The sequence below is a fragment of the Agarivorans sp. QJM3NY_33 genome (assembly GCF_050870865.2).
In the GTDB taxonomy this organism is placed as follows: domain Bacteria; phylum Pseudomonadota; class Gammaproteobacteria; order Enterobacterales; family Celerinatantimonadaceae; genus Agarivorans.
In genome coordinates this window covers 2,911,278-2,932,945 of the sequence record NZ_CP194039.2, presented here as the reverse complement: position 1 = coordinate 2,932,945, position 21,668 = coordinate 2,911,278, and the positions used below count along the sequence as shown (strand labels likewise).

The 21,668-nt window shown below is 47.7% G+C and carries 15 protein-coding genes; 6 read left to right on the top strand and 9 right to left on the bottom strand.

Annotated elements, in window-relative coordinates; all coding sequences use genetic code 11:
* Positions 1-208: 208 nt before the first annotated feature.
* Positions 209-2,362, top strand: coding sequence for a TonB-dependent siderophore receptor (locus tag ACRRSY_RS13195; RefSeq protein WP_432463375.1), 2,154 nt, complete (start codon positions 209-211; stop codon positions 2,360-2,362).
* A gap of 51 nt (positions 2,363-2,413) precedes the next feature.
* Here the strand turns inward: ACRRSY_RS13195 and ACRRSY_RS13190 are convergent, their stop codons facing one another.
* Both ACRRSY_RS13190 and ACRRSY_RS13185 read right to left on the bottom strand, forming a co-directional pair.
* A complete protein-coding gene (locus tag ACRRSY_RS13190; RefSeq protein WP_432463374.1) occupies positions 2,414-3,565 on the bottom strand; it encodes an anaerobic sulfatase maturase in 1,152 nt (383 codons plus the stop codon).
* Between the two features lie 109 nt (positions 3,566-3,674).
* Positions 3,675-5,210: a sulfatase-like hydrolase/transferase gene (locus ACRRSY_RS13185; protein ID WP_432463373.1), complete on the bottom strand. Its 1,536-nt coding sequence runs from the start codon at positions 5,208-5,210 to the stop codon at positions 3,675-3,677.
* 387 nt (positions 5,211-5,597) lie between these two features.
* Here ACRRSY_RS13185 and ACRRSY_RS13180 point away from each other — a divergent pair, with 387 nt between their 5' ends.
* Both ACRRSY_RS13180 and gltS read left to right on the top strand, forming a co-directional pair.
* Positions 5,598-6,770 carry an OmpP1/FadL family transporter gene (locus ACRRSY_RS13180; RefSeq protein WP_432463372.1) on the top strand — a complete coding sequence of 391 codons (1,173 nt, stop codon included), beginning with the start codon at positions 5,598-5,600 and terminating at the stop codon, positions 6,768-6,770.
* 273 nt (positions 6,771-7,043) lie between these two features.
* On the top strand, positions 7,044-8,243 hold the full coding sequence (gene gltS / locus ACRRSY_RS13175) for a sodium/glutamate symporter (protein ID WP_432463371.1): 1,200 nt from the start codon (positions 7,044-7,046) through the stop codon (positions 8,241-8,243).
* A 643-nt stretch (positions 8,244-8,886) separates the two neighbouring features.
* Here the strand turns inward: gltS and ACRRSY_RS13170 are convergent.
* The 3 genes from ACRRSY_RS13170 to ACRRSY_RS13160 form a co-directional block, all read right to left on the bottom strand.
* On the bottom strand, positions 8,887-9,723 hold the full coding sequence (locus ACRRSY_RS13170; protein ID WP_432452756.1) for an HlyD family secretion protein: 837 nt from the start codon (positions 9,721-9,723) through the stop codon (positions 8,887-8,889).
* A 577-nt stretch (positions 9,724-10,300) separates the two neighbouring features.
* The gene (locus tag ACRRSY_RS13165; protein ID WP_432463370.1) at positions 10,301-11,086 is read right to left on the bottom strand and encodes a hypothetical protein; all 786 of its coding nucleotides are present in this window, start codon (positions 11,084-11,086) and stop codon (positions 10,301-10,303) included.
* A gap of 91 nt (positions 11,087-11,177) precedes the next feature.
* Positions 11,178-12,614, bottom strand: a complete 1,437-nt coding sequence (locus ACRRSY_RS13160) for a DUF1254 domain-containing protein (protein ID WP_432463369.1) — start codon at positions 12,612-12,614, stop codon at positions 11,178-11,180.
* A gap of 246 nt (positions 12,615-12,860) precedes the next feature.
* Here ACRRSY_RS13160 and ACRRSY_RS13155 point away from each other — a divergent pair, with 246 nt between their 5' ends.
* On the top strand, positions 12,861-13,871 hold the full coding sequence (locus tag ACRRSY_RS13155; RefSeq protein ID WP_432463368.1) for a bile acid:sodium symporter family protein: 1,011 nt from the start codon (positions 12,861-12,863) through the stop codon (positions 13,869-13,871).
* Here ACRRSY_RS13155 and ACRRSY_RS13150 read toward each other — a convergent pair.
* The 4 genes from ACRRSY_RS13150 to ACRRSY_RS13135 form a co-directional block, all read right to left on the bottom strand.
* Entirely contained in the window at positions 13,868-14,326 is a 459-nt protein-coding gene (locus ACRRSY_RS13150) for a dCMP deaminase family protein (protein WP_432463367.1), read from the bottom strand. The genes ACRRSY_RS13155 and ACRRSY_RS13150 overlap by 4 nt on opposite strands.
* 200 nt (positions 14,327-14,526) lie before the next feature.
* Complete coding sequence (locus tag ACRRSY_RS13145) at positions 14,527-16,236, bottom strand: EAL domain-containing protein (protein WP_432463366.1); 1,710 nt, start codon at positions 16,234-16,236, stop codon at positions 14,527-14,529.
* Between the two features lie 152 nt (positions 16,237-16,388).
* Complete coding sequence (locus tag ACRRSY_RS13140; RefSeq protein ID WP_432459561.1) at positions 16,389-17,021, bottom strand: DUF2959 family protein; 633 nt, start codon at positions 17,019-17,021, stop codon at positions 16,389-16,391.
* Between the two features lie 2 nt (positions 17,022-17,023).
* Positions 17,024-17,248, bottom strand: a complete 225-nt coding sequence (locus ACRRSY_RS13135; protein ID WP_432452764.1) for a hypothetical protein — start codon at positions 17,246-17,248, stop codon at positions 17,024-17,026.
* A 215-nt stretch (positions 17,249-17,463) separates the two neighbouring features.
* Between ACRRSY_RS13135 and ACRRSY_RS13130 the strand changes: the two genes are divergently transcribed.
* A complete protein-coding gene (locus tag ACRRSY_RS13130) occupies positions 17,464-18,606 on the top strand; it encodes an exonuclease SbcCD subunit D (RefSeq protein ID WP_432463365.1) in 1,143 nt (380 codons plus the stop codon).
* Positions 18,606-21,662, top strand: coding sequence for an SbcC/MukB-like Walker B domain-containing protein (locus tag ACRRSY_RS13125; protein WP_432463364.1), 3,057 nt, complete (start codon positions 18,606-18,608; stop codon positions 21,660-21,662). The genes ACRRSY_RS13130 and ACRRSY_RS13125 overlap by 1 nt, the downstream gene beginning before the upstream one ends.
* The last annotated feature ends 6 nt before the right edge of the window (positions 21,663-21,668 follow it).

The window sequence follows — 21,668 nt, the reverse complement described above, 5'->3', positions numbered from 1 at the left end:
TCTCCTAGGTGGTAATAGTCGTATGTGACATCGATGTTTGCCTAAATTATGTTTAAATTTCATACAAATAGTAACGCAAACGATTCGCATTTTAGTTTCTATTGAGGTGAAAATCACGTAACATTTATGGTCTTGTTAAATTAAGTTGTGGCGATAGGCTGAAAAATAACCCGTTTGCAGTGTAGCCATCGTATAAATGGAATGATCGATGTTATTCAATATTTCTTCTAGACAGGCAGGCCAGTGCCGCGTTGTTTTGGGTTTTACTTTACTGGTATGTCCTCGTTTACTGTATGCTGCGACTGAAAGCAGCCTGACCAAGGAAACCTTAGAGCTTACGGTGATGAAGGTTCAAGCCGCTCAAGACCGTTATCGTTTAGCAAACAGTTCGCTGGCGACACGAACAGCCACCTCTGTCATGGACATCCCAAAATCGATAACCGTGATCAGCCCTCAGCAGCTCAAAGACCGCTCCAGTGACTCCCTGATCGATGCTCTTTCTCATGTGAGTGGCGTGAGCGAAACCAATACCATTGGTGGGAAAGAAGACGCAATTATTCGCCGCGGCTTTGGCTCTAGTCGTGATGGCTCTTTGTTAAGCGATGGTTTAAAGACGGCTTTTCCTCATTCGTTTAATGTAACCACCGCCTATGTCGAAGTATTAAAGGGTCCCTCTTCTACGCTGTATGGTGTGCTCGACCCAAGCGGAATGGTAAATGTGGTGAGTAAAAAACCACAGCAAATTTTTTCTGCTGAAGTTTGGTCAAAGTATTCTGCCTTGGGGGCAGGGCGTTTTGGCGAGGTGTTGGGGGGCGACCTGACCGGGCAGCTCGGCAATAGTGATTTTTCCTACCGACTGATTGGTGAATTTGAAGACAGCGACTACTGGAGAAATTTTGGTCAGAATCGAAACTGGACGATTGCACCTTCGTTGCTTTGGCAAGGAATGAACACCGAAGTGCTACTTTCTTATACCCATCAACAATATTTAGCCCCCTATGATCGCGGCACCATCTTTGATGTGACTCAGGGAGATTTTGTTGCGACAGACCCACGACTTCGTTTCGATGAAGTGTTCTCGGAAATCGAAGGGGACTCGGATCTGGCAAAACTAGCGCTGAACCATCATCTCAATGCAAGTTGGGATGTGGCACTCCATTATGCCTATTCTCAGGATGATTTTGTCGCCAATCAGGTTCGAACTCGAGGCTACGATTCGGCGACCGGCAATGTGACCCGACGGGCGGATGTTCGAGACTATTATAAACGGAGTATGCATGCGGTTCGCAGCGACCTCACCGGCCAGACCGCCAGTCTGGGGGGGCAGCATCATTTATTATTGGGCGCTTCCTTCGACCATGAAACAACTCGACGTTCCAAACTGCAAAACTGTAATACCAACTCAGATTTTAATATTTATGACCCGCTGTATGGACAGATGCAGGGCTGTGATTACAATGCCGAGCAAGCAGTGGGCGAATATGAAACCATAACAACGAGTGCGTTTTATCTGCAGGACCAACTGCACTTGAATGAGCAATGGATAGCTGTTGCTGGATTACGGATGCAGCAGTTTGATATCGATGCTGGTCGAGGCGCTGCGCACAATACCGACTCCAGTGGCACCGCCTTATTACCTAATGCAGGTCTGGTATGGAAGGTGACTGGGGATAGCTCGCTGTATGCTAATGTTGGCCAAACTTTTCGTCCGAATAGTTCAATTGGCAATCCCTACGGTAATTTGGACCCTGAACAGGGCACGGCTTACGAATTTGGCAGTAAGTTTGATCTGGGCCAGCGTTTTAGCATGACGCTGGCGTTTTATCATGCACTTAAGCAAAACGTGGCTTACTCCGAAACGGTGAACGATGAAACGGTTTATCGCACCGCAGGTCAGGTTCGCTCTCAAGGCATCGAATTGGATGTGGCGGGTGAACTTTTCGAGCGATTGCAAGTTGTTGCCAGTTATGGTCTGACGGATGCGAAGGTGTTGGAAGATCCTGACTATGCAGGCAAGCGTTTGGCGAACGTTGCGAAACATACCGCTTCGCTGTGGTTAAGTTATGATCAAGGATCGCTTTTCTCTGGTAAGGGGAGTTTACGTTACGGTGGGGGGCTTCGCGCCGCCAGTAAACGGGCGGGTGACAATAACAACTCTTTTTACCTGCCAGCTTACAGTGTTGCCGATGTATTTGCAGCCTATACCTTCGAGCGCGAACATCCGATTACTGTGCAATTGAATTTGAACAATTTGTTTAATACCCAATATTACAGCTCGTCTATTGGTAGCTCCGCCTATGCGGTGGCAGTGGGGCAACCATTTCATGCTAGCTTGAATTTGAGCATGGCATTTGGTGATTAGGCACGGGCGCTCCTGCTATGCTTAAACAGCTGTGGTTGCCTCTACAGAGGCTTAAAACATCTTGTAGTGGGCAGGAGAATAGCCCTTCATCATTGCATCGCTCATCTTTAATAATCGGGGCAGTGCATAGATAAAAAACATTTGATAGCCTTCGCAGAGCTGATTCAGGGCTTTGCCTGGTTCAGCGGCGAGGCTACGGTTTTTCGGACAGCCACCTTGACATAGGGCTAAAAAATCACAGCTTTGGCACTGGCTGCAAAGGCTCGCCGATTTATTCGCGGCAAATTGACGTTGCTGTTGGCCGCTGACCATGCTTTGCAGCGAGTCTTGTTGCACATTGCCGAGGCGGTGATCAGAGTAGGCGAAGTGATCACAGCTATAAACTTCACCATCGGCTTCTGCCATCAACTGTTGTCCACAGCTGGCGGCATGGTGGCACATTTGGCTGGGGTAGCCCATCAACAACATCAGACAATTTTCAAAAAATTGCACGTAAACTTGACCCACATCTTGCTCGCTCCATTGGTCAAAAACATCACACAGAAACTCTCCCCACTGCTTACCATTAAGGCTCCAGTCGTGTTCTGAACGCCGGTCCAAGGGGTGGTCAATACAGGGTTGAAACTGCATGTAGCCGCTGCCATGTTGTTTCAAAAACTGATAGATAGCCTTGCCCTGTTGATAAGTGCGATTATTCACTACGGTCAGGGTATTAAAATCAACCTGATGGGCCTTGAGGTGGGCAATGCCACGCATGGTGCGCTGAAATGACGACTGACCGGAATGATCGATCCGCGCGATATCGTGATGCACTTGGTCTCCATCGATGCTCACCCCGATAAAAAATTTGTGCTCACGGAAAAACTGAGCCCAGCGCTGGTTGATCAGCGTGCCATTGGTTTGCAGAGTGTTGGCCAGGGGTCGGCCCGCCGCATGTTGTTGTTGCAGAGCCACCGCTTGCTGATAGAACTCCAGGCCACGTAACATGGGTTCGCCGCCATGCCAAATAAAGTCGACAGGCTGGCTTGAATCGGGTTGCGATTGAATGTGATTTTTGATCACTTGTTGCAGCTTGGCCTCACTCATTCTGGTGCTGCGCTGCTCGGCTTGCTTAAGGTAGTAGCAATAGCTGCAATCTAAGTTGCACTTTGCACCTTCGGCTTTAATGAATAGGCTATAAGGAACAGGTGCTTGAGTTGTCATGGATTACCTCTGGTGAGTTGTCGTTCAGTCGTCCATGAGCCGCAAAGTCCGCTGTTGGTCTGGATTTAACGTTTCGATAGAGGCTCAACCCTCTACCGAAGCTAGTCAGTTACTTGGCGATAACCGATTTATCTGCCATGCCTATTCCTCCGGCTTTTTGGCGTGGTGGAAAGTCCTTGAGAGATTGCTGGTATTGCGCAATTTTCTGCTGCAGGCTTGGTACCACCCAGGTTTTCTCTTTCATCCACAAAAACCAACCGTAGGTATCGGGTGAGCGCTCGTAGGGATCGGCTTTAATGTTCAGCAAAATACCCAAGGGCCACTCTTTTGCAGGTGCCATCCATTCGGTTTTAGTCTTTAAATGCACTTTCCATTCATCCACTCGAACCGCGTTTAGATCTTGCTCGTTATAGTAGAAGAACTCATGACGATTACTGGGGGCGTCTTTGGTCAGCATGTCCAGTTGGTTGTAGCCATCGAGATGTACTTTGTAGTTGATGCCATTGATGGTTTTACCTTTCAGCAACTGTTGTTTAATGCTGCTGTCTCCGGCTGCCGCCATGATGGTGGGTACCCAGTCTTCGGCGGTCATAAATCCGTCGCTGTAGCTGTTCTCTGGAATATGTCCGGGCCAGCTAATCAGCATTGGAACCCGAAAGGCACCATCCCAGGTGGTGCCTTTTTGGCCTCGGAAAGAAGCCGCACCACCATCTGGCCAATGGTCGAGATTAACTCCATTATCGGAGGTAAACATCACGATGGTGTTCTCCATTTCGCCAAGCGATTCCAGTTTGTCGAGCAATTCACCAATTTGATGGTCCAGTTCTTTTAAACCGTCATAGTAAACACTGGTTTGGCTACTCCCCTGATATTCGGCGCGAACATGGGTTTTCTGGTGCATGCGAGTGGGGTTATACCACATGAAGTAAGGTTGTTCGGGTGCCTCTGTGTGCTGTTTATCCAACCATTGAGTGGCAAAGTTGAGAAACTCTTCATCCACCGTTTCCATGCGTTTGGCACCGAGTTTTCCTTGGTCGGTAATGATTTGTTTGCCAACCACCCCAAAACGAGGGTCTTCGGTCGGATCAAATTTGTCGGTCGCGATGCTATGTAATACGTTACGCGGGCGGCCCACAAAATTTGGATCTTGTGGATATTCCGGTTGTTCGGGCATTTCCATCACATTCAGGTGATACAAAAAGCCGAAAAACTCATCAAAACCATGCACCGTGGGAAGCATTGAGTTGCGATCGCCAAGATGGTGTTTTCCCACCTGCACCGTCGCATAGCCCTTGGCTTTCAGCATTTCGGCGAGGGTTGGATCCTCTTTTTGCAGACCGATGCTGGAACCCGGTTGACCCACCGACGTTAAGCCAGTGCGAAATGGGTATTGTCCGGTAATAAAGGCGGAGCGGCCAGCGGTGGAGCTTCCTTGTGCATAGTAGTCACTGATCATCATGCCGCTTTTGGCGATGCGGTCAATGTTGGGGGTTTTGATGGCACCTAAGCCTCGGTGATAGGCCGAGATATCCATGGTGGTGACGTCATCAAGCATGATGGCAACGACATTGGGTTGCTGTGGCGCAGCGTAGGCGCTAAAAGATGCTCCGAGCGCCAGTGCCAGTATAGAACGATTTTTGGTCATGTTATCTACCTCTTAATGGTTTGGCGGCGAGCGGTGCGTTGCAAGCAACTGCCTGCAACGCACCGCTCACCAGTTCAGAAGCTCCAAACCGATGTTGGACGAGTCCAGTGTAGCGAAGCTGGGGTTGGTTTGGTTTAATAAGCTCTATTAATATATTTAATAAACGAGAGGGGTGACGTTTGCTAATTGCGATGGATGATTCATATTGAGTTGATTTTTTGAATATTTTTTATGGAAAATTGGTTTTATATTAAATTATTTAATTCACGCTATTCTTTTTTATAGCAAGTTCAGCCGCTTGAATTTGCTAGCCTAGGGCATTCATTTTTTCACTCACAAGCGCTTGTTGTTAGCGACTCAACATCGCGTTGCAGTATCCAGGAGTTCATGATGATGCAGTTAGGCAGCAGGTTATCGCTATTCACCATCGCCGTTCTATCCAGTCCAGCCTATGCGGCAGGCTCGTTGGTACAGGAGATGAGCAAGCTCAATGTGGGGACTGCGGGTGCGGGCAGCGCGGTACTTGCCGACAATGCCAGTACGGCCTACAGCAATCCCGCTGCGATGGCATATTTCAGTGAACGACAGCTGGCGGTAAATTTGGCGGCCATGGATCTGCAAGTGCAATATCATGATCAGCGCAGTTCTGCTCTGGACAGCGATAATGCGGGCGGCGTTCAGGCTTATGGCTCACTCTATTGGCTTGAGCCCCTTTCTGACACACTTGCTGTGGGGGCTAGTTTGGTAGCCACTGGCGGTAGTGCTTTAGACTACGGGAAGCAGTATGCGGGGGCTCTGAGTTTAAATAGCTTGCAACTATCGGTGTTGCAATTTAACCCTTCAGTCTCATATCGCCTGTCGGAGGCGTGGTCGCTGGGTGCCGGTATTCAAGTGGATTACGCAAACTTTGAACAACAGCTGCTCAATGATAATGCAGCTTTAGAAACCGATTCTTTTGCCTTTGGTTACAACTTAGGTTTGAGTTATCAAATTAACCACCAGCATCGCTTGGGCGCGAGCTATCGCTCTGCGATGCACCACAATTTTGGGGGGCATCTGCGTTCCAGTTCTCCTGTGGAAGGCGATGTTGGGATCAATTTAGTTCATCCTGCCCAGTTTGAACTGTCTGGTTTGCACCAACTGAGCCAGCCCATGAGCATGGTATGGAGCCTTGGTTGGGAGCAATGGAGTGCTAACGAAATCACTTCTATCGAACTAAATAATCAGCAGGTGGCCGAAAAAAAACGTGATTTCAAGGATGTTTGGTTTGCAGCTATTGGGGGACGTTATCAACTGAATCCGACACTTCGTTTAGAAGCTGGCTTGGGTTACACCAGTTCACCACTGGATGATGCCAGTCGCCAATCGGCAGACCTACCGGTTGCAGAGCAGCATCGTTATAGCATCGGCGCGACTTATCAATGGAACGCAAAGTTGTCGATGAATGTTTATTATAGCTACGTGGATTATGGTTCGCCGGCGATCCAATCCGGTTTAATGAATGGTCATTTTGATAATCATAATCAGTTTATCGGTGTCACCTTAAATCACTCGTTTTAGCGCCATAAGGGCGAGCGCAACACAAAGGATTCGTCTGAGTCATGCACATCGCTGGTCTAAAATGGGGCTGGCGGCCAGATCAGGCTTGTTGATTTAGCGCTTGCGGCTTATTGAAAGATTGCAGCGCTTGATGTGTGATTGATTTAAAAGATAAAAAAGCAAAGCGTTCAGCTTTGCAGTGTGCCCAGCAGCGATAGATATACGCAAACAAAATGTATTAATAGTGCTAAACTGACAACGCGAAGTATCCATATATATTTTAAGGGTTTAGCTATGGAAAATTTGAGTGCCAGTGGTTTCTTTTCATTTACCCTCGCCATTATTTTATTGTTTGTCGGTAAAGCCAGTCTTAATCGTTATGAATTACTGAGACGTTACAGCATTCCTGAGCCGGTGATTGGCGGCTTTTTATGTGCCTGTGTGGTGGCGGCCGTTTACTTTTTGTTTGGCATTCAAATTAGTTTTGATCTTGAAGCTAGAGATATTTTGCTACTGTACTTTTTTGCTGCGATGGGGCTGAATGCGGATATCAAATCGTTGCTCCGCGGGGGGAAACCTTTACTGATTTTAAGTGGCTTGGCTGCTATTTATATTGTGTTGCAAAACCTTATCGGCATGGGGGTTGCGAGTAGTTTTGGGATGGATCCCCGAGCTGGCCTGATGTCTGGCTCGATTGCGCTGATTGGTGGGGTGGGTACAACTTTGGCGTGGGCGCCAAAGTTTGTGAATGACTTAGGGATCAGTAATGCTATGGAGTTAGGCATTGCCAGTAATACCATTGGTCTGATCTTTGCCTGCGTAATTGGCGGACCAATTGCCAATTATTTAATTAGCAAACACCGTTTACAGGGGAATCAGGAAGCGTCTTTAGATATTGGTCAGGCCTATACCAAACCCCACCAAATGGTCGACAGTTATAGCCTGCTATTTGCCTGGCTTCGGCTTAACTTGGCATTAATGTTGGGCTATGGCATACAACAAGGTCTCCAGGCTGCTGGTGCCGAGCTTCCTATGTTTGTGTCCTGTCTAATGGCAGGCATATTGATTGGTAATCGTCCCGGTAAAGTGCTACCCAAAGCACATGTTGAGGGCAGTGATCAGGGCTTGTCACTGATCTCCGATATTTGTTTGGGGATGTTTATTGTGATGGCGCTGATGGATTTAAAAGTTTGGGAGCTAGCGGGTTTGTTTCGCTACTTGTCGGTGGTGATGAGCTTACAAATTTTACTGTCGGTTATGTTTTCCTTGTTGGTGGTGTTTCGTTTGATGGGAAGAGACTACCAAGCCTGCGTCATTTGCTCTGGCTTTGGTGGGATCACCCTTGGCTCTACCGCGACTGCCATCGCTAATATGACGGCGGTGAGTAAACAACATGGAGCGGCGCATCGGGCGTTTATTATTGTGCCGCTGGTGTGCGGTTTTTTTGTAGACATCTTCAATGCCTTCGCTATTAATTTTTTTACAAGCTGGTGAAACGCGCGGTTGTTTCTTGGGAAAAGTCTAAGGTGGTTCGGCGTGCAATTGGAAAAATCCGATATGACTCGGTTATTTCCGGTGGAAATGTGGTGATTGAATTTTGCTGCTGTCTGGCACCGTCCGGTTCATGTCGAAAATTTGTTGTGACGGAATATCCCCGCGGCTGAATACAAGCAAGTTGGCGTTTCGTCGTGGCCGCTGGTTTGCAAGTTGTCTATCGACTGATTTTTTATGCTTGACTTGTAAGCGCAATGAAATGTCTGGATTTTCATTGCTTTGAGACCAGTTGCTGACGTTCTCGTGATAGATTAAATTTTCAAGCAGTCGCTTGGTTTTCGTCGCATAGACGCTGACTGGCCGCTGGTGGATTGGCTTGGTCTCTGTCTGCGGTTTCGCTTCGGTCGGAGTGTGTCAATCAGAGGATAGCCAGATTTTGTCAGTTCCGAAGGCAAGGCTGAGTCTCCGTGTTGGCTCAGGGGAGGAAAGCCGTTATCAATTCCAAGCTTGTCATGCATGGCTTTAGGCCTTGTCAATATCATAGTGGCCTCCATTGCGGCCTCCATTTATCGGGGCTGCGTTTGATTCCGCAGGAAAAGTCCAGTGCTCGCACAGCACTGTACTTTGCGTCAGGGGCGTGCGCTTAGAGTGCGGTCAGATAGGATTTGACTGAGCTTAGCCTTAAGGTCGCTCCGCCAATAATGTCAAGAAAGCCGAATAGGGCGTGAGGCTTCTCGGCACTGATCCATGCCGAGCCAGTGGCTCCGATGGGCATCATGTCCATGGTGGTTTGGTCGATACTCAAGATTACGGTTCGACCTACTGGCGCGCCACCGCGTTGAATATGGTTGGATACGGCTTGCTCCGTGGGCAATAGATTGCCTTGGGCTTCGCCCGTTGCCTTCACGATACTATGGACTTTGGCGCGAAATATTTGTCCCGGAAAGCTATCCACATAAAATTCGCTAAACTGTCCCGGTTTAATGTATTGATAGGCTTGATCGGCAATCCGCATTTCGACAAATTTTTTGTTGATATCCCAAAGATGCAGCGAGCCAATCCGTGAACCATCGGCAATGTATACATGTGTGACCATGCCAGTGAAGGGCGCGCGAACCGTGAGTCGTGATAAGTCAAATTTGAGGTTATCAAGTTTCGCCAGCAGGCCATTTCGCTTCGCCTCAAGTATTTTCAACTCGGCTTTGATCATCGCGACCGCATCTTCTGACTCTTCCAGTTCTTTAAGGCTGACGTGCTGTTGCATATCGTAGTTACGCTGGTAATCGCGCTGCGCCTGAGAAAGCAGCACCTGCTGGGCTTCAATGCTTCGTTTTACTTCACTTAAGCCCGAGTGTACTTCGCTCATCGCGGCGGCAATTTTATCGTCCTTTAAGGTATAAAGGATCTCTCCCTCATTCACTTGTTGGTTATGATCGACGTAGATCTTATCGATGTGCTGACCCAATGCGGGTGAGAGCACTGCGTGGGGGCCTTGACCGTAGTTGAATTGGTTAAATCTAAGGGCGAGTAGAAGCGGTGACCGACAAACAGTGCCAGTGCCAATAAACAACCAATCACGATGCTGGCAAAGTAGTTTCTGGCGCTTGGTTTGAGAACCTTAAATTTGAATAGTAACCATACGATCAATATATAGGGCAACATAATTTCTTTCATGAGACTGCTCCTTTAAGCCACTGTTGTAGTTTTTCCCAATCGGTGACGATGGCCAAAACGGCAAGGATCCATAGTGGTTTATAAAACAGCCCAAGAATGCACAACCAAAAAATCAGTTTAGCCTGCGCCAGACCTTGCTCCTATGCCAGGTGCTTGGGGATAGAGTGGATATGCCAAAGTTTGGCGATGAGCCAAATTGCAATCCCGAGGGTAACCAATACGACAAACCACATAAAGGCAAGTGATTCTAATCAACCATAGACCGTGGGGTAGTGTTGATAGTGAAATGTTGTTGGGTGAATGACCATTCGGTGTTCTCGTGTAGGGCGTGGGTTCACGCTGCCGCTCGACTTGAGTGGCAGCGTAAATGGTTGCTCGATGATTTAGAGCTGGTAGTTAAATTCTATCCGATGGTTGCCTTTGCTTATGTCGCTATACTCAGACCAGTTGGCAAAATACCTAATATTAAAGCGCGGCGATACTTGGTAGGAGAGCGCTATTTCGTGAGTTAACACGCTATCGTGGTCCTCAAAGCCATGTTGTTTGTATATATCCGAGCCCGACAATGTATTCATCCACATCGGGTTATAGTTAAGCCACAGGCGGTCACTAAGCGCATACTTGGCGTAAGTTCCGACCACCGCAAACGTTCCGGGTACCGAGTAGCCGCTGATTGTTTGTTGGTGGTCGCCCATTACATTATTGCCAAAGGCAACACCCGCACCAAGCAGTGGAAACAGACTAAGCTGGCCAAACTTGGGCAAGGCTTGAATGAAGCTATAGGAAGCCGTGCCGAACTCTTGGGCAAGGTTATAATTCACATCCAATTGTCTGCCGCGACCGCTTTCTAGACTGGCTTCAAAATTTCGAAAGCGGATTGAGTCAATACTATTGTTTCTGGGTCCCGTTTGGGAGTCACTCCAACCGGTGATGTCACCGGCAAAGCCTTTTACTTCAAAAACATTCATCCCGCCGAGATTTTCGACTCCGGTATCATAGCTTTGGCCAATTTTTAGGTTGAGGCCCATATCGGTGATGCCGCCGCCAACTTGGGTATAAACAGCAAGTGGATCCGACATGTCTTGTAAATTGTCGCTGGCGGTTTCTGCCCAAGTCAAACCAGAGAACATTAAAGGAAGCGTACAGAGGCTGGTTACCAATTTAGTCATCAATTTTTTCCTAGGACTATGGATTACTCATGATCAAGTCAATCAATCGGAAGTAGCCGATATGGTTCGGCTATTTCCGGGTGAAATAATGCTATTGGACCTTGCTGATCCCTGGCACCGTCCAGCTCATGTCGAGAATTTGTTTCGACGGAATATACAGTCGAGCTAATACATAGAAGCGACCTTCTGGCAGTGGCAGCCAGTTTGCAAGTTGTCCGTCGGTCGGTTTTTTATGGCTAAGTTGCAATTGAAATGAACCGTTTGGGTTTTTATTCAGTTGATTCAAGTTGCTGATGCTGTAGCGGTGGATCGAATTTTCAACCAACATCTTGGTTTGCGCATCATAGACCGTGACTGACCAAAATGCGTCGACTGGTGGCTCGCCGTCAAAATTCATTACATAGCTGTTTTCACCAGATAGCGGTTGACCGTTTACGTCCATCGCGGCCATCGGATAGATGGCTTCCTGAGGCCCTTGGCCACCGAGGTAGGGGTGAGCAATAAGTGAACGCATTGCATTGTCATCGCCAAAGGCGTCTAGCGCGAAGGTATATACCCAACCGTCTTTAAATTCGAGATTGGCAGGGTTGGCCTGTTGTGCCATAACAATTTTCTGTGCGTCTTGTATACCAGCAATTAGCGCTTCTTGGCTGGACTCACTCAGTGAACTTACATCGAAACCATCTTGGCTGAGACCGATTTTGCTAAATTGACCCGCTAAGGCTTGTTGACGTTCCGGTAGTGGATTAGCCATTAAGTATTCACCAAGTTCAACGAAGAAACGGAGTGGGTCATCGGCCTTACCTGGACGAGGTGCTAAGGGGCTGAATGTTACTTTACTACTGGCTTCACCGGCATACTCGCTCAGTGGGGTGAGGGTGTACTGATCTTGGATCTGGTGCGCTGCTGGGTAATCTTGCTCACCAAATACTTGGGTACGCCCCCATAACCACACTTTGCTCGTTGGCGCTTCAATAATGCTCAGGTCGCGCGGGGTGGTTGATTTTTTTTCCCAGCCCGGAGGAACAATTAAGAACTGTTTGGCTAGCTTGCCTGTTTCGCGAGTGCCTACATATTGAAACAAGTTATGCCACATGTCGAACATGTTGATGACGTAGTAGCGTTGATCAAGCTTTGGTACACTCAAGACCATCGGCTCTTGGCTTAAGTCCAGTACCGCGCTGGAGTACAAGGTGTCGCGGTTGGCTGTTGGCATGTCGGTATCGGCAGGCGTACTGAGTCGACGGGCATGACCAAACTGATTGAGTGGGCCACGATAACTGGTGGCCGCTTGGGGTTCAGATACATCGGAATATTGGCGGGCGATTTGCTCCATTCTGACTAAGGTTGAACCCCATAGATAGGCATTCACCGCTAAGGTATAGGATTCGTTGTACAGCGCTTGTTGCAGTTGCTCGGCCTGAGTGGCTTGGGGAGTGCCCGCTGTGCTGGGGCTGACATTGAATAAACAGCTCGATGCGATAAGCGCTGCTAAAGATAACTTACATAAGCTAGGGGTAATCATCATATATCTCCTCTGATTTGGCGCCAGCTTATCGAAAAGTTGTGATTAAGTGCTTAATAGCCTTTATTAAGATATCCAATACAAAGCTGCTGAGCTTGCTCTGAGCGTTGAAGTAGAATATTTGTTTATTCAATTAAATGAGAGCGGATGATAAAGCGGAATAGGTTCATATAAAGATTATTTTGCATTTGTGCTAGTTCATTTCGTATGATATGACTGTCGCTTAAATATCAAGAGCTTATCCCAATTATGATGTACTTCCGTTGGATAAAAAAAGAATGGTTTTTACTCGGTATGTTGTTCGCTATTGTACTGGCGTTGCTGGTGCCACAATGGGGACGCTCCGGAGGCTATTTGCATCTTGATCAGCTGACGGCGATCGGTATTGCCTTAATTTTCTTTTTGCATGGTTTAGGTTTGGCACCGAAGGAAATCAAAAAAGGGCTGTTTAATTGGCGATTACATCTGATGGTTCAAGTGACCACTTTTGTGGTTTATCCGTTACTATGGGTACTGTTTGGTGACTTGTTACATGCCTTATTGCCCAGTGCGCTGGCCTTTGGTTTCTGTTACTTATTCGCCTTGCCCAGTACTATTTCGTCGTCGGTCGCGATGACCAGTATTGCTCAAGGGAACGTTGCGGGGGCTGTATTTAATGCCTCCCTATCGAGTCTGCTTGGGGTCTTTATCACGCCTTTGTTAGTGCAGTTATTCATGGGCGGAGACGGCGGCGCTATGGATTTAATGGCAACGGTGAGTTCCATTTGTCAATTATTGTTGTTGCCGATGATCATTGGGCAAGCTCTACGACCACTGTTGTTAAGCCTGTTTCAGCGTTATAAAAGCATCTTAAATAAAATTGATAAGCTAGTGATCTTATTGATTGTGTTTAATGCTTTTAGTGATTCGGTGGTGGAGCATATTTGGGGGGAGTTTAGTCCGCGATATTTATTATTTTCATTCCTGATCTCGCTATTGGTGTTGCTTAGTGTCGTGCATAGTATTCGTTTGGTTGCGAGACTACTGGACTTTAATTCGGCCGATGAAATTGCCGCAGTTTTTTGTGGTAGCAAGAAAACCTTAGCGGCGGGAGTGCCGATGGCTAAGGTGATCTTTAGCGCTAACCCAGACCTCGGGATGCTGTTGCTACCGATTATGCTCTATCATCCAATCCAGATTTTTTACTGTGCGCTGCTAGCCAATCGCTATGCCGCAGCCGAAAAAGTTAAGGACTTACATCAACCAGTAGCAAGGGGTTAGTCTGCCGATGCTTTACTTAGTTCCTGTTGAGGCAACCAGTCAACTCGCACACCAGCTTGCTCAAACATATCTTGGCTTATTTTTATTTTGTCACCCCAACGAGCCATAAATTCTTGGTTTTGCTCAGGACAATGAACTTCGCTAATCCCAGTTTGAATGATTTTTGCGGCGCAATTGGGGCAGGGAAAGTGGGTGACCCAAATTTCACAACCAGATAGATCGCGCTTGGCAAATAAGATCGCGTTTTCTTCTGCGTGTAGGGTTTTAAGCAGTTTCATCTCGCGATTGTCGGTTTCTGCACTGTCGGAAATTCCGTGTGGGTAACCGTTAAATCCTAGCGATACGATACGATTGTGCTCGGTGATGACCGCACCAACTTGAGTGGAAGGATCTTTACTCCAAGAGCCAACCAGTTCAGCCATTTGAAAGAAGCGTTTTGCCCATTTTGAAATCATGATTAAGTCTCTGCTAATTGTACCGCGCTATTCTGCGGAACTTGACGCCTGCTTGCAAGTTTCGCTAACGGTTTGAAACTAAATTTGTTTTGTAAATTCTATAGAGATCCTTGCTAACGGTATCGAGCTAGATGCTTGAGCAGCACATTTGCCTTGGAGTGCTTGATAGAGTCTTTGGGGATTGGCAAGTGTTGAGCAATTCAAGAGCTCTCACCATAAACCGGGTTAAATTGTCGCGCCGCTGGCGGTTCAATGATTGGTGTGAGTGTTAATAAATCCTCGATAGGGCCTGCTTTGCTATACAACCAACCTTGGTGTAAGTAGACACCTTTGTCACGTAAATACTGAGCTTGAGCCTCGGTTTCTACTCCTTCTGCCACAATTTGTAGATTAAGATTTAAGGCTAGGTCTATGACTCCATCGAGTACTTTAGCCTGCGGAGAGTCGGTATGGATAGCAGCCACAAAGCTGCGGTCAATTTTTAGCGTATCTAAGGGGAGTTGTTGCAAATACTGTAAGCCTGCATAACCTGTTCCAAAGTCATCGATGGCTAATTTTACGCCTTGGGTTTGTAGTTTACTGAGCGCGTCTTGAACCTGTGGTGAGTCTATATCCACCAGTTGAGTTTCGGTAATTTCCAGACAAATTTGCCGGCAAGTTTGATGAATCGCCAACAGTTTCACCACAAACTCGGGATCGTTGAGATGCTGACCAGTGATGTTGATATTGATCTTTAGTAAAGCATTGTGTGTGAGCAAGCCATTGAGATCGGTCTTTAAGGTCGCCAGTAGCTGCTCGGTTAAAGCCACCTGAAGTCGGTACCGTTGGATGTCTGGCAAAAATGAATCTGGGCTGCGTATGCCGTCAATTGGGTGTAACCATCGAGCTAACAGTTCTACGCCGATTAAACGACCCGTTCGGCTATCCCAGATTGCTTGGTAATAGTTAATGAATTCTTGATTACGGATGGCTGTTTTTAACTGACTTTTTTGGCTAAGTCGACGCCCCTGTTGGCGTTGGATAAAATAAAAGATGCCGCAAATTAGCAATAAATACAATGCGACCTGTAACAGGGATAAGCGGTGGGCCCCAAGATAAAGTTGTTGCTCGGTACGAGTCGATAACAAGCTTAAACCGGGCAGAGCGGAAAACGGTTTCGCTAAGTAATACCGCCTGTTTGAGTCGTCAAAGTGGGCGGTTTGATCGATCACCGGTTGAGTTAAAGGAAATAGTGTCTTGCCGTGCTGCAGTGGTAAGCTGTAGTGACCATTGACAAATAATGGTGTGCCATTGTTTGAGTCGACCAAAGCAACGAGATCTTGTTTATTGTCGTTGCCTTGAACAAAAGCCTTAAATACAGATAACGGGATTGCCGCGTTAATTTCACTCCCATTGCTGCGTGTTTTGGCGATAATCATCGCCACCTCTTGACTGTATTCCAAAACGCTTGGCCCATAGTAACGCAGTTGCTGATTCGCGACTGGTTTAAGGACCTCATAAGGGGGATTGACCGGCCCCCAGCTGCTACATCTGAGTTGTCCGCTTTGATCAACTAAACCAAGTTCTGCGACATAAGTGATTTGAAAATGCACCTTGCGTAGTGCTAGTAGGGTTTCAGGATCACAGTTAATATCGAGTCGATCTAAGCCAATAAAATAGTGATGCAGCGCCTGCAGGTTTTGGTTTATTGCTTGATAACTGAGTTCAAATTGCTGAGCAAATGCTTCACGACGCTGCTGCTTAGTATGCGCTAAGGTCCAAGAATAACTCATTACGATGGGCAGGAGGCTGCAAATAAGCGTGAATAGTATCGGCCTAACATGTCGCGAAGAAAACCAACTTTGCCGGGTCCGTTGCTGATGTTCTGAAGGGGGCTGAGTCAATCGAATTTGATGGTTAAATATATGCATTGCGGGTCACTGTTGCGCCTAGGCTAAGTATGAGCAATGGCAAATTTACTACAATTTTATGAAGGAAATGTTGCAGAAAGGGGGCTTTCTTGAAGTGCCTAAAACACTGCTGGCGAGTCGTTAACTGACTGCCAGCATTGGCTATTTAGTATTTATTGCATGCTGGCAATAAATTTATCGGACTCGGCAATCGCCTTACTCATCTGTTCGATGACACTCGCCACCTCTTTTTCTAAGCGTGAAAACTCTTGGCCAACCGCCCCAATGGCACGGGCATTCAGGTTGTGTTTCAAGTAAAGTTGATTGTCCTTGAGTCGACTTAATACCGGTTGCATTTGCGCTTCGGCCTTGCGCATCGCCTTTAACATGCTGGCGTAGCGTTGGCGGGTAGTGGTGAGTTGTTTACTACTTTGCGCTTTGAGACTCTTCGACTGGTATTGGTCCAATTCGCCACGCCATTCATCAAACATAGCCTCGGCGACACTGGCGACTTGATTGATTTGCTGACTCACGTCTTCGGCCGCAGCCTGAGCATCTTGATATTGGGCGTTGACTTCATCATAGATATCTTCGAGGTCGCCACCTTCAAATTGGCTTAGTGTTTTTAGTTGCTCTAGGGCCGAGCCAAACTGTTGTTGCGCTTGTTGTTGGCTCTGTTGAGCGTCTTCGACTCGGTCCACCAATATTTCGCGCTTGTGGTAACCTACTTTTTCCATGGCCGAGTAGTAGGTTGATTCACAGCCCTGTATCAAGCTCAGCAGTAACATAAGGGTTAGTATTCTCATTTTTATTCTCCAGAGCGAAACCGAGCTGCGTCAATAATCGCCCATAGATGAACCAATGCAGCAATGACTGAAGGAAAAATCAGCCACCACATGGCGTAACCTGCGGCGGTCACCACAAAAAATAGCAATGCGGCTAACAATCTTCCCTGGACTAACTGACCCAGACCGGGAATAAAAAAACTACAGATTGCGGCAATCACATTGCCAGCGGAACCTTGCGTAGACACGACGCTTCCTTAGTTAAAATCAGGTTTGTGTTGCTATGTTGCCAGAGACAGTCGCTTGAGGCGAGTTTTGCGAAAGGAAAAATTGACAGCTTTGTACAATTGCGGTCGTTAAAGCCCGAGCTTTCGTTGATTTAGAGGCTTTGCTTGGCGATAATGAGGCGCGCAAATAATTCGCAAATTCTTGATATTTCATTTCGTTAACGCACAGGCATTTCATGAAGTTTCTGCATACTTCCGATTGGCATTTAGGTCGACAGTTACACAATCACTCTTTGTTAGAGGACCAAGTCTTTGTCTTGGAGCAAGTGATTCAATTCGCCAAACAACATGAGGTGGATGCTTTGGTGGTCGCAGGTGATGTGTTCGACCGTTCAGTACCGCCGAGCCAAGCTGTTACAGTGCTCGATGAGGTCTTAGACCGATTGGTGAAGCAATTGGCTATTCCGGTGATCATGATTGCCGGCAATCATGACGGCGCGCAGCGTCTCGCCTTTGCTGCTCGACAAATGCAAGCCAGTGGTCTGTATATTGTAGGCCCATTAAGTCGGGAGCTGCAAGCTATTAAAATTGGCGCGAAAAATGGCGAGTCGGCGATGTTTTACGGTTTGCCTTATGCAGAGCCTGCGATGGTCAGGCAAGTCTTTGATTGTGAAGTGAGTACCCATCAAGAAGCGATGGCGGTGTTAGTGGAGCAAGTGAAGCAACATGACAGTGGCGGTTTAGCCAAAGTGGTGGTGGCGCATTGCTTTTTGGATGGTGGTGACGAGTCTGATTCTGAACGGCCTCTCAGCATGGGCGGTGCCGATAAGATTTCGCCATCACTTTTCGCAGATTTTGCTTATAGCGCGCTTGGGCATCTGCATGGGCCGCAATATAAGGGGGCTGAACATATCCGCTATTCTGGCTCTTTGTTAAAGTATTCTTTTAGCGAACAGCATCAAAACAAGTCGCTTAGCTTGGTTGAATTGACTCCACAAGGGCCGCAGGTCACGTTGTTGCCGCTTAAACCCCTGCGTAATGTACGGGTGATCGAGGGCTTTTTTAGCGAGTTATTAGCCGCGGGTTTAAGTGACCCGCATGCCGACGATTACCTGATGATTCGGCTGCTCGACAAGTCGGCTATTTTGGATGCTATGGGCAAACTGCGTGCGGTTTACCCCAACGTGTTGCATTTGGAGCGCAGCGGCTTAATGGCGCAGCAGCCGCATTTAGAACTGCAGCGCGATCACATCAAAAAAGGCGAATATGCCATGTTCAGCGATTTTTTTGAGCAGGTCTCGGGCGAGCCTTTAAGCGAGGCTCAGCAGCTGTTTGTACAGCAGACTATTGAGCAGCTACACCGCGGAGAGCCAGCATAATGCGACCCATTCACCTGAGCATGAGCGCCTTTGGGCCATTTTCCACTTGTGAGAATATCGATTTCAGCCAACTTGGTAGCAACCCGCTATTTCTACTCAATGGGCCGACGGGGGCGGGGAAAACGACCATTCTGGATGCGATTTGTTTTGCGCTCTATGGCAAAACCACCGGGGATGAGCGAGAAGGCGGTCAAATGCGTTGTGATATCAGTGACGAAGCCTTATTGACCGAAGTTACATTTGAATTTGAATTGGGAACTAAACGCTATCGGATCCGTCGGGTGCCAGAGCAGCCGCGGCTGAAAAAATCCGGGGATGGTTATACGCAGCAAAAACCGGAGGCGCAGTTATACCAATTTGACCTCGCGGGAGAGTCTTCATTGATGGTGGCAGCCAAAGTCTCCGAAGCGAATGCCGAAATTGAACGTTTAACTGGTTTAGATGCAGACCAATTTCGTCAGGTGATGGTTTTACCGCAGGGTAAATTTCGCCAATTGTTGATGGCAGATTCCAAAGAACGCGAGAAGATCTTCAGCCAATTGTTCCAAACTCACATCTATCGGCGAATAGAAGAGCGTTTAAAAGTAAAAGCAGCGACGATCCGTGCTACGGCGTTGGAGCAAAAAAATGTCCGCGAGGGAATTTTACAAGGCGCCGAGTTGAGCGAAGAAAGTGCATTAGCAGAACAAATTAGCCAACTTGGCCCGCAGTTGGAAGCAGCCAAGCAAGCGCAGTTAAAGGCCAGTGAAGCCTATGACATCGCAAATAAACAGTTTGAATCGGCTAACCTGGTGGCCAGTGAATTTACCGAGTTAGAAAAACTCAAGGTGAGTGTTGGCGCGCTGAAAAAACAGCAAGCGGGGATCCAAAAACAACAATTGGAATTAGAGCAGGCTTTAGCGGCTCAGCGTTTAGAGCCAGCCGATCAAGCGAAGGCAAAGCGCTTTAATGACGCTAAAAATGCCAGTTTGGCCCAAAGCCAAAGCCAAACTGCTTTTGCCGAAGCTAAACAAGCCCTGACACTCGCGGAGCAAGATTTCCAACAAGTGGCGGAGAAAGAGCAGCAACTTAGTGCCAGCCAAGAGCAACTTCGGTTACTGGAAAGTTTTAAGCCGCTGTTGCAAAAGCAGCAGCAAATAGAGCGTGAGCTGGGTGAGGCAAAGCGCCGTTTAAACGAACAAGAGTTACAGGGCAAAGGTTTAAAAGCAAAGCTGAGTACACTAGAAAATAGTAAATCAGCGATACAGCAACAACTCACTTCGGCCCAGCAGCAAGCGCAACGGCAGCTAAGCTGCCAAAAACAGCTGCATCTTGTAGAGCAGAGCTTTAGTCAATGTCAGGCTTTAGCTGAGCTCAACGGTAAGTTGATAGAAACTCAGCAGCAACTGGAGGCTTCCTTACTTCGTGGTAAAAAACTTGCGGATGCTCATCAGGCTGCGTTGCAGCAGGCTCAGCAAATTCAGCTGAGCTGGCATCAGGGGCAGGCAGCGATTATTGCTCAAAGCTTACAGCAGGGACAAGCTTGTCCAGTGTGTGGCAGTATCGAGCACCCTCATTTGGCTCGCAGTAGCGAAATGCTGCCAACAGAGCGTGACTTAGAGTTGGCGAGAGAAGCTGAACAACAGGCTAATCAACGTTTACAAGAAGCCCGCCATCAGCACAAGACGTTGACGGTACAGCTCAATGAATGGCGGACTCAGCAAGCTTCTTTAGAACAGGGTTTAGGGGACGCGGCCAAGATGACGCTGGAGCAGGCGCAAGTTTTGCTCCAGCAAACCCAGCAGGACTTAAGCTTGGCTGAACAAGCGCAACAGCAGGTGCAAGCCTTACAAACTCAGTTGGATCAATTACAACTCGAGGAACAACAATTACAGCAACAGATTGAACTGGCACGCGAGTCTTACCAACAGCAGAAAAGTCAGCAGGACATCTTGAGTGGTCAATGTGAGCAGGCGCAACAAGCGCTGCCTAAGCAATATTGTGAGGCGCAGTTATTAGAGCAGGCGCTGCAATTACAGGGCGATAAAGTCAGTAAGCTACAGCAAAATATCAAACAGCTTACTCAGCGTCATGCTCAGGCCCGTGAGGATTACTCGGCAAAACAGTCGGCAGCGGAAGCCGCCCAGCAAGCGCTGAAACTTGCTCAGCAAGGCTTATTGGAGGCGCAGCAGCTATTTAGTCAGCGTTTAGCTGAGTCCTGTTTTACCAATGAGAATGCTTATAATCAGGCTTTGATCAGTGATGGTGAAATTGCCAACTTAAAACAAGTTGTAGAGCATTTTAGCACTCACTTCACCAGTGAACAGGCTAAGTTTGAGCAGCTAAAGAGTAAGCTCAAAGGGAAAAAAACCGAAGACTTGACGCTGTTGCAACAACAGCTGAACACTTTAGCGGAGCAGCGTAGCGAACGGGACGCGCTATGGAACCGACTGAATAGCCGTCAACAGGAATTATTGGCGGTACAACACAAATTACTGGACGCCGATAGAAAAGCCGAAGAATTGCAGCAACAATATCAGGTGATTGGCACCTTGGCTGACGTGGCCAATGGCAATACCGGTAATAAAATCAGTTTACAGCGCTTTGTTTTGAGCGTATTGCTCGATGATGTATTGCTGCAAGCGAGCCAGCGTTTGCAACTGATGAGTAAGGGGCGCTATCAGTTGATCCGCAAAGCGCAGCGCGCCAAAGGGAACAAAGCCTCGGGTTTAGAGCTGGAAGTGGAAGATAGTTATAGCTCAAAGCTGCGATCGGTTGCGACCTTGAGTGGTGGGGAGAGTTTTATGGCTGCATTGGCGATGGCGCTTGGTTTGTCGGATGTGGTGCAGGCCTACGCTGGAGGCATTAAGCTGGATACCTTATTTATCGACGAGGGTTTTGGTAGCCTCGATCAAGAATCCTTAGATCTGGCCATTCGCACCTTGGTGGATTTACAGAGTGCTGGTCGCATGGTGGGGGTGATTTCCCATGTAGCTGAAATGAAAGAACAGATCGCGACTCGGATTGATGTCTTAAAAACTGCCAGTGGCAGCCACACGCAATTGGTATTACCGTAACCGGCT